The following is an 18,203-nucleotide window of genomic DNA, read 5'->3' on the forward strand; positions in this document are numbered from 1 at the left end:
CTGGGCCCGGCGGCGTTTTTCGTTCAGGAGATTCTTCAATGCATTCAGCTAACAACGTGATGGTGCTCTACACCGGTGGCACCATCGGCATGCAGGCCAGCGCCAACGGCCTGGCCCCGGCATCGGGTTTTGAAGCGCGCATGCGCGAGCAGCTTGCCAATCAGTCGATACCCGCCTGGCGCTTTCGCGAGATGTCACCGCTGATCGATAGCGCCAACATGACCCCGGCCTATTGGCAGCGTCTGCGCAGCGCCGTGGTTGAAGCGGTGGACGAGGGCTGCGATGCCGTACTGATCCTGCACGGCACCGACACCCTGGCCTACAGCGCGGCAGCCATGAGTTTCCAACTGCTGGGCCTGCCCGCACCAGTGCTGTTTACCGGTTCGATGTTGCCCGCCGGCGTGCCGGACAGCGATGCCTGGGAAAACGTCAGCGGCGCCTTGACCGCGTTGGGCGAAGGCTTGGCATCCGGAGTGCAGCTGTATTTCCACGGCCAACTGCTACCGCCGACCCGTTGCGCCAAGGTACGCAGCTTCGGCCGCCATCCGTTTGCAGCCTTGCAGCGCATGGGCAACCAGCCCCGCGCCGAATCACTGCCGGCCGCGCTGGATTATCGCCAGCCCAAGACCATGGCAGATGTAGGCGTATTACCGCTGGTGCCTGGCATGCGTGCCGCGCTGGTGGACAGCCTGGTCGACAGCGGGGTACAGGCGCTGATCCTGGAGTGCTATGGCAGCGGCACCGGGCCCAGCGACAACCCCGAGTTCCTCGCCAGCCTCAAGCGCGCACAGGCCCGAGATGTGGTGGTGGTCGCCATTACCCAGTGCCATGAAGGCGGTGTGGAACTGGATGTCTACGAAGCCGGTAGCCGCTTGCGCGACGCGGGTGTGCTGTCGGGTGCTGGCATGACCCGTGAAGCGGCGTTCGGCAAGCTCCACGCCCTGCTCGGTGCCGGCCTGGCCAACGACGAGATCCGCCGCCTGGTGGAGCTGGATCTGGGAACCGAGGCCCTCCCTAGATAACTACCCCCTGCCCTGTCTTGCGCCTTTCTAGCATGGAAACCCCGGGACTGACCCTCCGGTTGTTCCCATCCATCGGCAAGACAGGGATGTACCATGACCACTTCAAGCGCCACCGCGCAGGCTGCCAAACCCGAAGACCTACCTCTTAAACTGATCACCCAGCTGTGTGTCGGCCCCTCGATCACCGAGGTGGCCGGCCAACTGCTGCGCGAATCCCTGGAAGAAAAATACCCCGACCTGCACATCAATCCGGACACCACCCTGCTGGGTACGCCGGTGTGGGAGCTGGTCGACGACAAGATCATCTCCAGCCCCCCGCACTATCAAACCCTCAGCACCCTGCTGGCCAGGCAGGCAGTGCTCAAGACACCGACCTTGTGCATCGAAGGCGAGCATTTTCTCACCCCCCTGCCACTCACCGAACCGGCGGTGCATTTGCCGGTGCGCATCGTCGAAATCGCTAACGTCATCAATGTCCTGGCGCCTGTGGTGTTCGAGGCGCTCAAGGAACAGCTGGTGAATTACTGGAACATCAGCAACGGCAATGGCCCGCACTGGCACGAACTGTCCAACACATTGCGCAACACCTGGAATGTACAGCAGGTGGACGGCTGGACCGACGATGACTGTGCGCTGGCCCGCCGTTTGTACCACTCGCCCGACCCGGCGAGCCGCAGCTCTGGCGGCAAGTTCCAGGCCTGCCTGGTCGACGTCGATCTGGTCAGCGATGGCAAGCCCAGCCACACCCCGCAAGTATTTATAGCCGTACTGTTGGGGCAGTCCGAGGGACAAGACGTCATCCTTTGCCAGTCTTTCGACGGCTACAAAAAATTCACTACCCAGGACCAATTGGGCGAGTACCTGACGACGCTGGTGTATCAGCCAATTACCTATGAGCGTTTGCAGTGGCGCCTGTATGAACCCGTCGGCAACTTTTTCGAGCAGCTGGCCTTCTCCCTGATCACCCTGCAAATCGACGCCTTCACCACCGTTGGCATCGACACATCGGCCACATCGAAGAAACCACCCTTGAGCGTACTGACGGGAACAACCTTGCAGGTCAGCCCAAAGGGCCCGGACCTTGGCTGGTATCGACAAGTGCTGCCGGACTGGCTCGCCCAGGCCTCTGCATCAGATCGGGGCTTTTATTCGCGGCACCTCAAGGACCTGGCGGCGCTGCACAGCCAGAACGAGGGCAAGACCTACCAGGACGACATTCCCGCCATCCAACAGTACACCCGTGACACGCTCAAGGGGCAGATCATCAAAGAGCACCCCGAGGCTGCGCACATGGCACTCGACACCCTGACCATCCAGGTGCAAAGCCAGGTGGTGTGGGGCACATTCGCGGTACCGGGGCAGATCGAAACCAGCACCTTCAGCCTGGTTGAACTGGCCCTGCAAAACCTGATCGCGCTGCCGGTGGGTAATCAAAGCCTGCGCATGCAGACGCGCAAGGCCCTGCCTCAGTGGCTGACCGTCGACTATGTGAAATCCCTTATCACCAAAGTCGATATCGGCAGTGCCTACCCGGCGCTGATACGCAGCAAGTTGATTGATGACACCGCAGAGTCGGCGCGGCGCAAAACCCTGTACACCCAGCACTTGCGCATCCAGCTGCCGCTACTGGCCTTGCAGCACAAGATACGCCAGGAAGGTGGAATCGATGAGCGTGGCTATCGCTATGTGGCGGCCGCCCTGCAGGCAGAAACCGCCGACCGTTATGTCGATGGGCAAGCCATCGTCATCCGCCCCCTGGCCTTGGTACCCAAGCGCCGGCAGAGCAACGAGCAGGATGTGGTGAGCAACATGTACATCATCGGCCCGCAAAATCCCGAAACCGGACCCTGCCTGTTATATCGCCCGCTGTTTGAAGCCGTGCTGTTGCAATACCCGTCACCGGCGAACCTGCTGTATGCCATCGCACAATCCCCGACTCTGCGCGACTCGGTGGTCGCCTGGCTGCCCGACGCCGTGCGTACCGACTACTCCAACTATGTATTTCCAGGTGACTTGCCGTCACCCTGGGCGGTGGCCGACTTCCTCGTGGAACCGGACAAGCTATGGACTTACAGCGGCCCCATGAGCCTGGGCCAGCAAACCCTCAACGGTGACCTGTTCACCAGCCTGTTTGATGCCAACGCCAAGGCACTGGTGGAACTGGCGGACCGCCAATCGGTGTCCAACGCGGAAAACCGCTGGGCCACGCTCAAGCAGGCCGGTTGGTTGCTCTTCAATGCAGCGTTGCCCTTCATGGGCCGTGTCGCGAATACCGGTGCCTGGATCTGGCAGATCCTCGACCAGGTGCAAACCTTCGTCGAGGCCCACAAACACGGTGAGCAACAGGCGCAATGGTCGGCGCTCACCGATGTACTGCTTAACCTGGGCATGGCTGTCACCTTGCATGTGGCCACCGGCGCCCGCCCTGGCTCCGGTGCTGCCAAGGTCGAGGCTGAAACACCCCGCGTCGGCGCTGAAACCTCGATCAGCGTGGAACAGCTCTCCACCCGCACCACGGAGCAGCCGCCTGCCGATCATGACCTGCCACTCAACACCCAAGGCGCACTCACACGCACAACCAGCAGCCTGGCGACGGTACTGGACAGTTTCAAAATCGAAAAACCCAAGGGCCTGGCAAGCGCCATCAGCGATGAAGGCCCATACCAACATCTTTACCGGCTTGAACAGCATTACTACGCGCCGGTGGGCACACGCTGGTTCGAGGTCAAACTGGTCGGTGATGAAACCTTGGTCATTGTCGATCCCAAGCAGACCAGCCGCACGGGCCTGCCGCTTATTCACAACGCCCGGGGCGAGTGGTTTATCGACGCCCGTCTGCGCCTGGCTGGCGGCGGGCGCAAAGGCAAGCAGAAAAAGGCGGCAGACAAAGCAAAGGCCGAATCCGAGAAGCTGATTACCAGGCTGAAGACTTTCGAGCAAACCAAGAAAGCGGCACAACGGGACCTGCAACAGGCGTTCCAGGCGATGCAGGATGCCTCTGGCAGCTCAACCCAGTCCAAACGCCAGGCCTACATGAACAAACTCGACAGCCACAGCCTGGAATACGAAGAGGTACGCCAACACTTGATGACCTTGAACGTCTTCACCCAAGTTCCTGATTTCCAGCAAAAGGCCCTCGGTTATGTGAAGGCGCAACTGGACCTCAACGAGGCAGGCATCCGGGAGCTGCAAATCCGTTTCACCCCGCAACTCAAAACGGTGCTGGACCAGATCGAAACCCCCTCGACGTCGGCCCAGGCCAACCGCATCACTGACGCGCAGCTGATGACAGACCTGTGCGGTGACATGATCAAGCGCCTGGATTACACCCAGACGCGCTTCACCGAATTACGCGAACTGGCCCGGGCGGGCACACAGCTGATTCGAGCAGCCAAAGCCAAACTGCCGCTCTATACCAGCGATCATCTGCGGGCCCTGCAAGTGACGCTGGCGCGAAACCTGTGCCTGGAGCCGCAATCAATCACCACCGAGCCTGACGCCTGGAGCCTGATCGGCAAGATTGTCGACACAGCAGATATTGCGGTGGAGACCTTGCAGGACGCCCTGAAAGAGCGCAGCAAATCACGCCTGGACGAGCGCATTGAAACCCTGGCGAGCCTGGTGGAGCAGTTCCAGCTGATTGACGAACACCTGCAGGATTTCTCCGATGACTACCCCGAACAAGCCCTCGATACGCCCATTGAAAACCTGCGGACGATGCTGAGCACATTTGCCAATCGAGCCAAGGCCGCACTGGCGCCCCTGCACTTTGAACAAGCGGATGCCCGCATCCGGCCGACACCGCCGCCGACACCGCCAAGGCCGATGAAAAAATTTATCCATACCCGCTTCAACGGCACGTTAATCGGCGAGCCACGCCTGACTGCGGTAGGGCTTGAGACTGACCTTGTCGACATCAAGTCGCCGTTGACCCATAAACTCATCGCCACTTTTCATGAAAAAACCCCGGGTGTCTGGGTCGAGCACCTATCGCCTGGCACTCCCCCGCCCGTATCTGCAGCCCCAACGATCGAAGCCAGCGTTGCCCATGGCCAGTCGCTGATCGACCAACTACCGGCGTTCCAGGCCCGAGCCACGGCGCAAACCGGCAAGCCGTCCCGCACCCCGATCGGCATCGAACATATGTTTCATCAACATGCGCAGCTGCTGGAACTCGCCGCAAAGGCTATCGAAGAAGCGCTGACCCAGGTCAACGCCACGGAAAGCGAGCAGCCCGCCGCCGCCGCATTGGGCAAAAAACTCAATGATGCCGCGCAAGCCCTTTACCAGCAGGCCAACGAGCAGGTGCAGACAATGATCAAGCAACGGCCACCCACGTTCTCAAGGGTTGAATGGCTTACCAGCCGCAACTTGGTCACCATCAAGAAACCAGCCAAACGACGCCGCCTCAAAAGCGCTACCAAGGATTATCTGGACGAATACACCCTGACCGATGAGTCCACGCAAACCGTGCTTTGGTATGCCCACTTCCATTACTCGACCTCCGATGCCCCGCTCGACCGCTTTCTCTCCGCTCGCTTGAAGACCCCGCAAGAGCAAGCGCAAGGCAAGGCGGCCGATGACGTTCAAGGGCTCAACGCACAGCAACAGGTCGATTTCTATCGCAGCACCATTAACCTGGCCCAGGCCAAGCGCGTTTTCTTCCCACCCGAGCGCAATTGATCGACCACGGCACATAACTTGCTCCAGCCTGTTAAACCCAGGCTGGAACCCACCATGCTGCATTCACACCTGACTACCCTCAATGCGGTCTCGCGGGTGCTGGACACCTTCAAGGCCGAAGGCGTGAGCTATGACATTCTGCTGGCCGGCAGCGGTATTTGCGAAGCCGACCTGGCACGCGCCGACACTCATATCACCACCCACCAAGAAATGCGCGTGTGTGCCAATGCCGTTGCCTTGCGCCAGGACGTGGGCCTGGAATTGGGGCAGCGCATGCACGTGTCGTCCTACGGCATGCTCGGTTATGCCTTGCTCACCAGTGCCACCTTCGGTGACGCCTTGCAACTGGCCCTGCGCTACCCGGCGCTATTGGGAACACTTTTTGAGCTGAGCCTGGAGCCGGACGGCCAACGCATCTGGTTGACCGCTGGCGGTTACCGCGAGGACCCAGCCCTGACCCAATTCAACGTGGAGTTTTGCCTGGTTTCGCTGAAAGTCATCTGCGCCGATCTACTCGGCCAGCCCCTGCCGTTGCTGGGCGCCCGCTTTGCCTACCCAAGCCCCGCTTACCAGGCACGATATGCCGAGCATTTCGCCTGCTCGTTGCAGTTTTCCGCCCAGGCCAACGCCTTTGCATTCGACCGGCGCTGGCTCGAACAACCCCTACCGCTGGCCGATGTCATTACCCATCGCGCCATGGCCGAGCGTTGCCGCAAACAGAATACCGAGTTCACCGGGCGCCAGGCCTGGCTGGGCCGGGTTCGCCATCTGCTCGGTGCACAGTTGGACGCCGCGCCTGGGGTTGATGGGTTGGCGGCGCAAATGAACTGTTCCTCGCGCACCTTGCGCCGCCACCTGCATGAGCTCGGTTGCAGCTATCAGGAGCTGTTGGACGAACTGCGCTTCGAACGCGCCAAGCAGCTGCTTGGCGCCGATGAACTGCCGATCCACCGGATTGCCGAGCAACTGGGCTTCAGTGAAACCGCGAGTTTCCGACATGCCTTCGTGCGCTGGAGCGGCGTGGCGCCCAGTCAATTCAGGCCGTAACCGGGGGCGAATAACGGACATAAACATTGGCCCTATTCATCCCCTTTTGGCCGCTCCTGCCGTTCTCCACCGCCCCGCTCGCCGCAACACTGCAAGCATTGCACCCAGCCTGCGGAGAACAACACAATGCTGACGATCTACTCGGACGATCACCATCTGCACCACGGCCGTTGTGAACTGATGGATGGGCAGCTGATGCCCTGTTTCGAAATGCCCTCGCGAGCCGACCACGTACTGCAACGGGTCAAGGACCGCGAACTGGGCCCGGTGCAGGCGCCGCAGGACTTCGGCCTGGCGCCGCTGCAACGCATTCACAGCCGCGAGTACCTGGATTTTTTCAAAGGCGCCTGGCAACGCTGGACCGAGTTCGGCCAGGACGGTGACCTGTTGCCCTACACCTGGCCTGCGCGCACCTTGCGCCGGGTGTTACCCACCAGCCTGCACGGCCAGTTGGGTTATTACAGTTTCGACGGCGGCGCACCGATTACTGCCGGCACCTGGCAAGCTGCGTACAGTGCCGCCCAGGTTGCGCTCACTGCACAAGAGGCGATCCAGCAAGGTGCGCGTTCGGCCTTTGCCCTGTGTCGGCCACCGGGCCATCACGCTGCCAGCGACTTGATGGGCGGCTATTGCTACCTCAACAATGCGGCCATTGCCACCCAGGCGTTTCTCGACCAGGGCCATACGAAGGTCGCGATCCTCGATGTGGATTACCACCACGGCAACGGCACCCAATCGATTTTCTACACCCGCAGCGACGTGCTGTTCGCCTCGATCCATGGGCACCCGGAGGCGGAATTCCCGTTCTTCCTCGGCTATGCCGACGAGCTGGGGGAAGGCGCCGGGGTTGGCTTGAACTTCAACTATCCGCTGCCGGCGGGTTCAGGCTGGGAGCGCTGGAGCCAGGCGCTGGAACAAGCCTGCCAGGAGATCGAACGCTACGGCGCCGATGTGATCGTGGTGTCCCTGGGCGTGGACACCTTCAAGGACGACCCCATTTCACAATTCAAGCTCGACAGCCCGGACTACCTGGCCATGGGCGCCCGCATTGCGCACCTGGGCAAACCCACGCTGTTCGTCATGGAAGGCGGCTACGCCGTAGAAGAGATCGGCATCAATGCCGTCAATGTGCTCGAAGGTTTTGAGGAGTGTGTGCAATGAACCTGTTCAAGGTATTCGCCCTGTGTGTTGCCGTACTCGGCGGCGCGGCCCACGCCGAAGAAAAAACCCTGAAGGTCTACAACTGGTTCGACTACATCACCCCAAAGGCACTTGAAGACTTCAAGGCGCAGAACCCACAGATCAAGCTGGTGTACGACATCTTCGATACCAACGAGGCGCTGGAAGCCAAGCTGCTCACCGGCAACTCCGGATATGACGTGGTAGTGCCGTCCAATGTGTTTTTGGCCAAGCAGATTGAAGCCGGCGTGTTCCAGCCCCTGGACCGTAACCAACTGCCCAACTGGAAGCATTTGGACCCCAAGCTGATGAAGCTGATCGAGGCCAACGACCCTGGAAACAAGTTTGCCGTGCCCTACATGTACGGCACCATCCTTATCGGCTTCAACCCGGCCAAGGTCAAGGCAGCATTGGGTGACAGCGCGCCAGTGGACAGTTGGGACCTGATCTTCAACGAAGCCAACCTCAGCCAGCTCAAGCAGTGCGGCGTGGCCTTGCTGGACTCGCCCTCGGAGATCCTGCCCCTGGCGCTGCAACACCTGGGCCTGGACCCCAACAGCAACAATCCCAAGGACTACGCCAAGGCCGAAGCGCTGATGATGAAGATCCGCCCCTTCATCACTTACTTCCACTCATCCAAATACATGGCCGATATCGCCAACGGCGACATCTGTGTGGCCGTCGGTTATTCCGGCAGTTTTTCCCAGGCCGCCAACCGCGCCAAAGAAGCTAAAAACGGAGTGACCGTGGACATGCGCCTGCCCAAGGAAGGCGCACCGATCTGGTTCGACATGCTTGCCGTTCCCAAGGGCGCCCAGAACCCCGAGGACGCCTACACCTTCATCAACTACCTGCTGCAGCCGAACGTCATTGCGCCGATCAGTGATTTTGTCGGCTACCCCAACCCCAATAAGGACGCCACCGAACAGGTCGCCCCGGCAATCCGTAACAATCCCAATCTGTACCCTACCGAAGCAGCCATGGCCACGCTCTACACCCTCAAGCCCCTGGGCCGGGAGGCCGAGCGCGCCCGGACGCGGGCCTGGACCAAGATCAAGTCCGGTACCTGACCGCCTGTGGGGCGAGCGTGCTCGCCCCCTTTACTTATCTACCGTTCTCGTCGCGCCCTAAATGATTACCTTGCGCCTTCCAAGGTCCGTTGCAGCCCGCTCGGGCCAACGCTTGCCAAGGAGCTGCAGATGCCCGACAACACCCTCGCCACGGACGCTTCGCAAACCAACCGACCGCCCACAGTCGATGAATTGCTCATCCAGCTGACCACCGGCCCCACCAGTCGAGAAGTCGCGGCCAGCACCTTGCGCACCGCCCTGCGCGAGCAGTATCCGAAGCTGGATATCGACCCGGACCTGGCCATGGTCTGCCATCCGCGTTGGCGAGTCATCGACGATCTGATCGTCTCGTCCAGAGGTACAGCCGAGTCCCTGACCTCCGTCTTGGCACATCAGGCTATATCGCCCAGGCCGGTGGTCTATATCGACGGCGAGCATTACCTCTCGCTGCAACCCGATGCCTGGGAGGCCGTGCACCTGCCGGTGAAGATCCATGCGGTCGGCCGCTTGATCAACGAGCTGGCGCCTTTGCTGTTTACCGCCTTTCAGGAACAACAGCTCGACTACTGGAACCAGTCCAGCAACAGTAACGGCCCGCGGTGGCAAGTGCTCGCCAACTCGCTGCGCAAAGTGTGGAACGTGGATGTGGATACTGTAGAAGGCTGGGACGCAGACGACTGCGCCATGGCCAGAACGCTGTACCACTTTGCGCAGAAAGAAACCCGCAGTGCCAAGGACCCGTACAAGAGCCGTGCTTGCCTGATCGATATAGACTTGCTGCACGATGGTCAGGTTCGTCATATCGGTGTGTTGGACAAGACGCTATTGATCGGCGAGCACGAGAAAAAAACCAAGATCCTCGCCTACTCCCTGGTCGACGGCTACGAGAAATTCGCCTCACTGGAGCAGTTCGGCGCAAGCCTTCCGTCCAAATTGAGCCAGGTGCCCCACGACACGATATTGCAATGGCGCCTGATTGAGCCGGCCGACAACTTTTTCGACAGCCTGGCCTGCGCCTTGATCTCCATGCAAATCGAGGCCATCGGCATGCTCGATGACCCCCAGGGCCGGGCCGCCTTCGGCCAACCCGGCGTACCTTCGACCATAACCCGTGCCCTGCCCGCCCTCGAAGACCTGAGCGGACAGTCCTTGTCACGGGTTCACCAAATCCACCAGCAAATGCCCGACTGGCTGGCCGATGCCAGTGATGCTGATGCAGCCGCCTACGGCCGTTACCTCATTGACTTGGCCCAGGTGCATACCTCCAATCACGGTCGCTTGTTCCAAGACGGTATTGCGCCGATACGCGACTATGCCCGCGCGCAATTGCAAAGCCGGTTCAATGCCGACAAACAGAGCACCAGGCCGAACCCGGACAAGGTCGAAGTCATCATCCAGAGCCCGGTCATCTGGGGCACCTTTGCCGTGCCTGGACAGATCGACATCACCCGCCGCAACCTGATCGACCTGGCCCTGGAAAATCTCACCGGGCTGCCCACCGGCGAGACCAGCGTGGCGTATAACGGCGGTCCTGCACCTGAATGGCTGACGTACAGCTACCTCAAGGACATGATTACCCAACTGGATATCGGCGAGCACTATCCGGCGCTGATCAAGCGCACGCTGCTCGAAGACCCGGAGCAATCCCAGGCACGGCAACAGCTCTACGCCAGCCACCTGCGTGTGCAGTTGCCGATGCTGGCCCTGCAATGGAAAATCCAGGGGCGCTATGGCCTGGATGAGCTTGGTTACCGCTACGTTGCCGCCGTAATGCAACCTGACGCCCATGACCGCCAGTTCGACGGGCAGGAAATCGTCATCCGTCAGTTGGCCTTTATTCCCACCTTGCGCCCCGGGCACGAGCAGGACAGGGTGACCAACATGTTCGTGATCGAGCCCCGGTCCGCCGACAAGGGCCCGTGTGTACTGTACCGCCCGCTGCTTGAGCCGATGTTGCGCCAATTCCCCTCGCGGCAAAACCTGCTGTATGCGATCAAACATGATCGGCATCTGCGCGAATCGGTGCTGGCCTGGTTGCCCGAAGCATCGCGTTTCAACTACGCACAGTACGTGTTTCCCGGTGCCGTACCGTCGCCCTGGACACTTGCCCGCGTGCTGGTCGAGCCCGCCACCGTGGTCTACATGAGCGGCTCCATTACCCTGAGCGACGAAGTGCTGGGCAATGACGTAATGGGCTCGCTCTTCAAGGCCAACGCCAATGCCATGGTGGAACTGGCGACTCGTCAATCGGTGTCCAACGTACAGAAACGCTGGGCGACCTTTCGCAGTGCCGGCTGGCAGATCTTCAATGCGACCTTGCCGTTCCTTGGCCCTACGGTGGGAATCGCGGCATGGATGTGGCAGATCATGGATGACCTGGAAGAGGTCGAGCAGGCAGTCAATGCCGCAGACAAAGCCACGCCCTGGACCGCACTGGTGGACCTGTGGCTCAACCTGGGAATGGCCCTGGCGCTGCATGTGGCCCTGCGTCATCCGTCCGCCCCGGCGACAGACGAAACGCTCAAGCCCAAGGTGCCCGAGGAGCCGCTGTCGAACACCAACATAGAGCCACCGGCGCGGCCTGCGCCCTCTATCACCGCGGTGCAGCTGCCGGACTTGCCCAGCACTGAACTGTTCGCCTCGCACCAGGGCTCCCTGCACGTCAGCGGCGCACTCAGCCGCACCCCCACGAGCCTGCGCACGTGGCTGGAGAGTTTCAATGTCGAGCGGCCCGCCGAATTGGGCGAGCAGAACAAGCAAGCCGGTACCCACCACCATCTGTATCCCGCCGCCGACAAATGGTTCGTGCCAGTTGGCGAGCGCTGGTTCGAAGTCAAGGTAGACGCCAACGACAACGTGGTTGTCATCGACCCGGTCATCCCAAACCGTACCGGCCCATTGCTGATCAGTAACAGGGCTGGGCAGTGGTTCGTCGATCCCCGCCTGCGCCTGCGTGGCGGCGGGTTTCGCAACCGCCTGCGCACGGCCAGGCAGCAGAAACCGCCGCGCATTGAAGAACTGCGCAGAAGTATTGACCGTTTCCAAATCACCGACCGGGATCGACAACAGCAGATGTCCGATACCCTCGCTGCCATCGGCACACAGCCTGGACCCTCCACTGACTTACGCCGTGAAAATTTCATCAGAGATGTGAATCAACGCCTGCTGGAGTACGACGAGCCCATTCGCCAACTCAGGTCCCTGGGCCATATCGACGATGTGCCTGAATACCAGAGCATGATGATTGGCTTCCTGAAAAACCAGTTGGCGCTGACGCGAGCCGCCATTAATGAACAATTGCCCGCTTACCGCGATGCCTTGTTGGGCTCCCTAGATGCGCTCGAATTACCCGCCTCGCTGGAGAGGCGAACCGCCGAGACTATTGCGACCCAGACGCTGGAAATGATCATGCGCCTGGAATACGTGGCCGGCCGCTTCAAGGAACTGGAAAACCTAGGTCTCGATGGTGCAGAAGCCATCCAATCGACAATGCGCGCCTTACCCAATATCACGCTCCCCGACCTGAAGGCGCTGCACATCACCCTGATGCGCTATCTGTGTGTCAAAGCCGGTAACAGCGCGGTGTTGACCCGTGTCCGCGCACAGCTGAGCGATATCATCGACGCCGCCGACCTGCACGTGCAGAGCGTAATTGACATCCTCGGCGAGCTCGAAGGCAGCAGCCTGAATGAACGCATCGAAACGCTCTACAGCTTGGCCGAGCAATTCGACATCGTTGACCATCGCCTGCTGGACCTGCACGCCGATTATCCAGAGCAACTGCAACGCGACCCCGTGGAAGTGCTGCGCCAGCGCATCGAAGAATTTCATCAGCGCGCCTTGCACGAACTGGCGCAGCTGTTGCGTCAGCGTAAAGCCCTTGAGCCAAAGCCGGGGCCGTCGAAACCGCCCGAGCCGCCTCGACGCAAAATTATCAAGACTCGCTTCAAGGGCATCGTGGTAGGCGAGCCAAGGGAGAGCGAAGCCACGCTGGTGGATGTGAAGGCAACGCTGACTGGCAAGGTGATTGCCACCTTCCACGAAAAAACCCCAGGGGTCTGGGTCGAGCACAAACAGATTCCCTCTACCCCGTCAGAGCCACGGCCGGCCGACCTGGGGATAAGCCTCAACGCCGGGCAGCAATTGCTGGATGATGAACCGGCCACCACCCGCCGCCTGTTGGCTCACTCGCGTAAACCTGGGCGTATCCCGGTGGAGATCGAAGAGATGTTCCACCAGCAAGCGGCCCAGCTGGAGCGTGCCGTGCTGACAGTGGAGTCCGCTCTGACTCGGCTCAACCTCACCGAAAGCGACCGGCCTTCGGCGGCCACCCTCAACCGCCAGCTCAATGACCGCGCCAAACATCTCTATGAACTGGGTACCCAGACGCGAGTCACTCTGACCAAGCAACAACCTCCCACGGCAGCCCGTGTAAAGTGGTTGCATGATCAAGGGCTGGTAAAGATCCTCAAGACGACCAATCGCCGTCCGTTGAAGGGCCCAGGCAAGAACTACCTGGATGAATACGAAATCCGCGATAGCCAAAGCAATGCCGCCCTGTGGTATGCACATTTTCACTACGCATCGCCCCAGGCCGAGGTCGAACATTTTACCGCCGGGCACCTCAAGACCAGCGACCAGCGCAGGCTCGGCGGCAGATTGCAGCGCACAGGCAGCAGCGACAAGGACCAGATCGAGATTTACCGCAGTGAAATCAGTCCGCAACTGGCCCAGTCACTGTTTTTTGAACATTGATCTCAGCCCTGCCATGCCACTCGCAATCGCGCCAGCGCTTGTGTGATCGCCGCCTCCGGCACAGCGGCGAATCCCAGTACCAACCCGGCGCGCTGGTCGAGGGGGGTGATCGAATCTGCCAGCCAATAGTTGCTCAGGCCATTGACCTCGACCCCAGCGGCCAACGCCTGGGCCAGCAATTGCTGCTCACGGGCCACGCTGTCCAGCCTCACGGTGAGGTGCAACCCTGCCGCCACGTTGGGCAGCGGGCCTAGGCCAGGCAGATCGCCCGGCCAGCCGGCGAGCAAGGTGTTGCGGCGGCTCAGGGCCGCCCGGCGCATGCGTCGGATATGCCGTTGGAAATGCCCGGCGGCCATGAACTCGGCCATCACCGCCTGGGTGCTGACCTCCGAATGACGCATGTCCACGGCGCGACGTTGGGCGAAGGCGTCCACCAACGCCGCAGGCAATACCAGGTAACCCAGGCGCAGGGCCGGGAAAGCCACCTTGCCGAAGGTGCCGACGTACAGCACGCGCCCGCTACGATCCAGGGCTGCCAGTGGCGACAGCGGCGCACCGCTGTAGCGGTACTCACCGTCGTAATCATCCTCAACCACCCAACCACCCGTGCGCTGCGCCCAGGCCAGCAGTTCCAGGCGACGCGCCAGGCTCATCACCACACCCAGCGGGTACTGGTGGGAAGGCGTGACATACACCACCCGGCAATCGCCCAAGGCATTGAGCGCCTGGCAGTCGATGCCCTCGCCGTCCACTGCCACGCCGTGCAGACGCCCACCGGCCAAGGCGAACGCGTGGCCCGCCGCGCGATAGCCCGGGTTTTCCACAGCAACGCTGTCCCCCGGCTCCACCAGCAGCTGTGCACAAAGGCTGATCGCCTGCTGAGCGCCACTGGTGATCACTATTTGTTCAGCGCTGCATTGCAAACCCCGCGAGCTGCGCAAGTACGCGGCGATCAACCCGCGCAGACGACCATCACCGGCCGGGTCGCCGTAGCACAGTAGTTGCAGGTCTGGTTTGCGCCAGAACCCCGCGTTCAGCTTGGCCCACACCTCGAACGGAAACAGATCGAAGGCCGGCACTCCCACACGAAATGCCCGGGGTGGGCCTGAGGGCGGCTGGGGCAGGTGGTGATTTTTTACCCGGTCCAAACCTGCGCTGTGGATAACTTCATCGTCCAAATGCCCGGGCAAATTCGTCCATTTTGTGGATAAGGTTGGGGATAAGCCTGTTGGTAACCCTGTGGATACTTTTGTGGATAGTTTTTTGGACATAGGTAGCTGAGCGACGTAAGTACCATCTCCGACTCGACTTTCGATAAAGCCCTCGGCATACAGCTGGTCATAGGCACGTATTACGCTGTTGCGCGAAATCGACAACGCCGCGGCCAAGTCGCGGGTGGCGGGTAATCGTGTGCCGCTTACCAGTCGCTCATCCAGCACCCGCTGGCGCAAGGCTTCATAGAGTTGGCGTGTCAGGCCCAGGCGGCGATCCAGCTCAATGCCGGCGGGGTTGAATGACAGTGGCGGTGTGGTGAGCGACATATTGGACCTATGAAATGGGTGCTAGATGGCTCTTACAACGAACCATTAGCCTGCCTAGGATGCAGGCATTCGCCAAGGAAAATTTCCATGTACACACCTCGCGCCTTTGCCCTCGACGATTTGCCTGAAATCCACCAATTGATCCAGCACACCCGCCTGGCGCAATTGGTGACCTTTGGTGAGCAAGGCCTGCAAGCCAGCCACCTGCCCCTGCTGCTCAACCCCGATGAAGGCCCCCATGGCACCCTCTACGGGCACTTGGCCAAGGCCAATCCCCAGTGCAAAGACCTGCAAGACGGCAGCGAAGCGTTGGTGATCTTTGCCGGCGCCGACGCCTACATCAGCCCATCGTTCTATCCGGCCAAGGCCGAGCACGGCAAGGTGGTGCCAACCTGGAATTACATCGCCGTGCATGCCTACGGCAAACCCGAAGCGTTTACCGACGCCGAGCGCTTGTTGGCCGTGGTGACTGCGCTGACTGATCGCCATGAAGGCAAGCGTGCGCAGCCGTGGAAAGTCAGCGACGCCCCTGTCAACTACATCGACACCATGCTCAAGGCCATTGTTGGCTTTGCCCTGCCGATCGAACGTTTGGTAGGCAAGCGCAAACTCGGCCAGAACCGCAGCCAGGCTGACATCAACGGCATTCGCGAGGGCTTGGCCACCAGCCTCGACGTGCGCGACCAGACCCTCGCCCGCTTTATGCCCCAAGGAGTTTCAAAATGAGCCCGATCGACATCCGCCCGGTCACCGCCACTGATCAGTCCGCCTGGCTGGCGCTGTGGCAAGCGTATTTGCAGTTCTACAACACTGAACTGCCGGAGGTCGTCAGCCTCAGCACCTGGCAGCGCTTGATCGACGCCAGCGAGCCGACCCACTCGGCCCTGGCCCGGCAAGACAGCAAGGCCGTAGGCATGGTCAACTTCATCTACCATCGCTCCAACTGGAGCATCGAGAACTCCTGTTACCTGCAGGATTTGCTGGTAGTTCCGTCACAACGCGGCAGCGGCGTGGGCCGCAAGCTGATCGAATTCGTCTATGCCACCGCCAAGGCCGATGGTTGCTGCAAGGTGCATTGGCTGACCCACGAGACCAACAGCACCGCGATCCAACTCTACGAACGCATCGCCGAACGCCCAGGTTTCATTCAATTTCGCCAAGGTCTTTAAGGAGCACAGCATGTCCACTTCCCTCGCTGACTGGAAAGGCGTCCCGGCCCCCGCGGTTGAACTGCTCGAAGGGCGCTTTATCCGCCTGGAAAAACTCGACCCGGCGCGCCACGGCGATGACCTGTTCAATGCCCTGCAAGGACCCGGCGCCGACCCCAAGCTATGGGACTATTTGCCCTACGGCCCCTTCCCTGAGCGCAACGCGTTCGATGCCTGGCTGAATAATCACGCGGCCCATAGCGACCCGTATTTTTTCAGCGTGATTGACCGTGCGACTGGCCAGGTCCAAGGCATCCTCAGCCTGATGTCGATCGTGCCCGAGCAGGGCCGCATCGAGATCGGCCATGTCACCTTCGGTGCTCCGATGCAACGCTCGCCCAAAAGCACCGAGGCGGTGTACCTGTTGGCCAAGTACGCCTTCAAGCAGGGCAATCGCCGCCTGGAATGGAAGTGCAACAACGCCAACGCCCGCTCCAAGTATGCGGCCGAGCGCTTGGGCTTCAGCTTTGAAGGCGTGTTCCGCCAGCACACGGTGGTCAAGGGCAGGAACCGGGATACCGCGTGGTATTCGATCATCGATTCGGAATGGCCGAAGATAGGCGCAGGGTTTGAGGCATGGCTGTCGGAGGCGAACCAGAGCGGCTCGGGCCAGCTGAAAACCCTGGCCGAATGCCGGACCTAGGCCTCACAACCAATACAAAACCTAATGTGAGAAGGGGCTTGCCCCCTCCCACACTTTGAAATGGGTAAATCAGTTGATCAGGCGCTGCGCCAGCACCGCAATATGCTCCGGCCCGATGCCGCAGCAACCGCCCAAATGGCTAGCGCCACGCGCCTTCCAGTCAGCCGCCCAGTGCAGGTAACCTGGCGGGTCGAGGTCATCGCGCAATGGGTCCAGGCCATCGTTGGCCGTGGCTTCCTTGGGTTGCGGCGGGAAGGCGTTGGCGTAGGCGCCGATCTGAATCGCTGCACCCAATCGCTCGAAGGTTTCACGCGCCGCATCGATCGCTGCGCCGATCACTTCCGGCTGACTGCAATTGAACAGCAACACCTGCACGCCCAACTGCGCGGCGGCCTCGGCCGCCTCGGTCACTGGCTCGCCGGAGCGCAGGCGTGGTACGTCGTCGGTGTCTTCGTCTTTCAAGGTAAACGACAGCCAGAACGGCTTGCCATCCTGCGGCAAGCCGGCATGAATCGCGCGTGCCTCAACGATTGAGCTCTGGGTTTCCGCCAGCCACAGGTCGACGTGAGGCGCCAGGCCTTGCACCAGTGGTGTCAACAACTCACTGACCCGTTCGGCCTGGAACAAGTCGGGGCGATAAGAGCCAAACAGCGGTGGCAATGAACCGGCGACCTGTACCGCTTTGCCGGATGCCTGCACCGCCCGTCGTGCCAACTCACCGGCCAGTGCGGCCAGCGCCTGGCCTTCTTGGGCGAACCGCTCTTGGCCGATATGAAACGGCACCACCGCATAGCTATTGCTGGTAATCACGTTGGCGCCGCTGTCGATATAGGCCGCATGCACGGCCTCCACCGCTTGCGGCGCTTCGCTCAAGGCCAGGGCCGACCATTCCGGCTGGCGGAACGGCGCGCCACGACGTTGCAGTTCACGGCCCATGCCGCCATCGAGAATTACTGTGTTAGCTGCGCCCATATGCTTTTTACTCATATGCTTATGAAAATAACTCACTATGAGAGCCGTTCTTATAACTATTTAATGCGTACCATTCGGTTAAT

Annotated in this window: 11 protein-coding genes; 9 read left to right on the plus strand and 2 right to left on the minus strand. The window is 60.8% G+C overall.

Annotated elements, in window-relative coordinates:
• Positions 1-38 precede the first annotated feature (38 nt).
• From QYQ93_RS00485 to QYQ93_RS00510, 6 genes are all read left to right on the plus strand, one after another.
• Positions 39-1,022: an asparaginase gene (locus tag QYQ93_RS00485; RefSeq protein ID WP_338476020.1), complete on the plus strand. Its 984-nt coding sequence runs from the start codon at positions 39-41 to the stop codon at positions 1,020-1,022.
• 93 nt (positions 1,023-1,115) lie between these two features.
• On the plus strand, positions 1,116-5,705 hold the full coding sequence (locus QYQ93_RS00490) for a hypothetical protein (RefSeq protein WP_338476021.1): 4,590 nt from the start codon (positions 1,116-1,118) through the stop codon (positions 5,703-5,705).
• 54 nt (positions 5,706-5,759) lie between these two features.
• On the plus strand, positions 5,760-6,752 hold the full coding sequence (locus QYQ93_RS00495; protein ID WP_043048149.1) for an AraC family transcriptional regulator: 993 nt from the start codon (positions 5,760-5,762) through the stop codon (positions 6,750-6,752).
• Positions 6,753-6,878: 126 nt separating this feature from the next.
• Positions 6,879-7,913 carry a histone deacetylase family protein gene (locus QYQ93_RS00500; RefSeq protein ID WP_043048150.1) on the plus strand — a complete coding sequence of 345 codons (1,035 nt, stop codon included), beginning with the start codon at positions 6,879-6,881 and terminating at the stop codon, positions 7,911-7,913.
• On the plus strand, positions 7,910-9,001 hold the full coding sequence (locus QYQ93_RS00505; protein ID WP_043048152.1) for a polyamine ABC transporter substrate-binding protein: 1,092 nt from the start codon (positions 7,910-7,912) through the stop codon (positions 8,999-9,001). The genes QYQ93_RS00500 and QYQ93_RS00505 overlap by 4 nt, the downstream gene beginning before the upstream one ends.
• A gap of 129 nt (positions 9,002-9,130) precedes the next feature.
• Entirely contained in the window at positions 9,131-13,756 is a 4,626-nt protein-coding gene (locus QYQ93_RS00510; protein ID WP_338476024.1) for a dermonecrotic toxin domain-containing protein, read from the plus strand.
• Positions 13,757-13,758: 2 nt separating this feature from the next.
• Here QYQ93_RS00510 and QYQ93_RS00515 read toward each other — a convergent pair whose 3' ends face one another.
• Complete coding sequence (locus tag QYQ93_RS00515; protein ID WP_338476026.1) at positions 13,759-15,297, minus strand: PLP-dependent aminotransferase family protein; 1,539 nt, start codon at positions 15,295-15,297, stop codon at positions 13,759-13,761.
• An 87-nt stretch (positions 15,298-15,384) separates the two neighbouring features.
• On the opposite strand from QYQ93_RS00515, the gene QYQ93_RS00520 reads away from it, so the two are divergent.
• From QYQ93_RS00520 to QYQ93_RS00530, 3 genes are read left to right on the plus strand one after another with little or no spacing between them, the layout of a single operon-like run.
• Complete coding sequence (locus QYQ93_RS00520; protein ID WP_043048156.1) at positions 15,385-16,023, plus strand: FMN-binding negative transcriptional regulator; 639 nt, start codon at positions 15,385-15,387, stop codon at positions 16,021-16,023.
• Complete coding sequence (locus QYQ93_RS00525) at positions 16,020-16,466, plus strand: GNAT family N-acetyltransferase (RefSeq protein WP_338476028.1); 447 nt, start codon at positions 16,020-16,022, stop codon at positions 16,464-16,466. The genes QYQ93_RS00520 and QYQ93_RS00525 overlap by 4 nt, the downstream gene beginning before the upstream one ends.
• A 10-nt stretch (positions 16,467-16,476) precedes the next feature.
• Positions 16,477-17,148, plus strand: a complete 672-nt coding sequence (locus QYQ93_RS00530; protein WP_338476030.1) for a GNAT family protein — start codon at positions 16,477-16,479, stop codon at positions 17,146-17,148.
• Between the two features lie 69 nt (positions 17,149-17,217).
• On the opposite strand, the gene QYQ93_RS00535 is transcribed toward QYQ93_RS00530, so the two are convergent.
• On the minus strand, positions 17,218-18,120 hold the full coding sequence (locus QYQ93_RS00535) for a homocysteine S-methyltransferase family protein (RefSeq protein WP_338476032.1): 903 nt from the start codon (positions 18,118-18,120) through the stop codon (positions 17,218-17,220).
• Between the last annotated feature and the right edge of the window lie 83 nt (positions 18,121-18,203).

This window comes from Pseudomonas khavaziana (genome assembly GCF_036704165.1).
Lineage (GTDB): Bacteria > Pseudomonadota > Gammaproteobacteria > Pseudomonadales > Pseudomonadaceae > Aquipseudomonas > Aquipseudomonas khavaziana.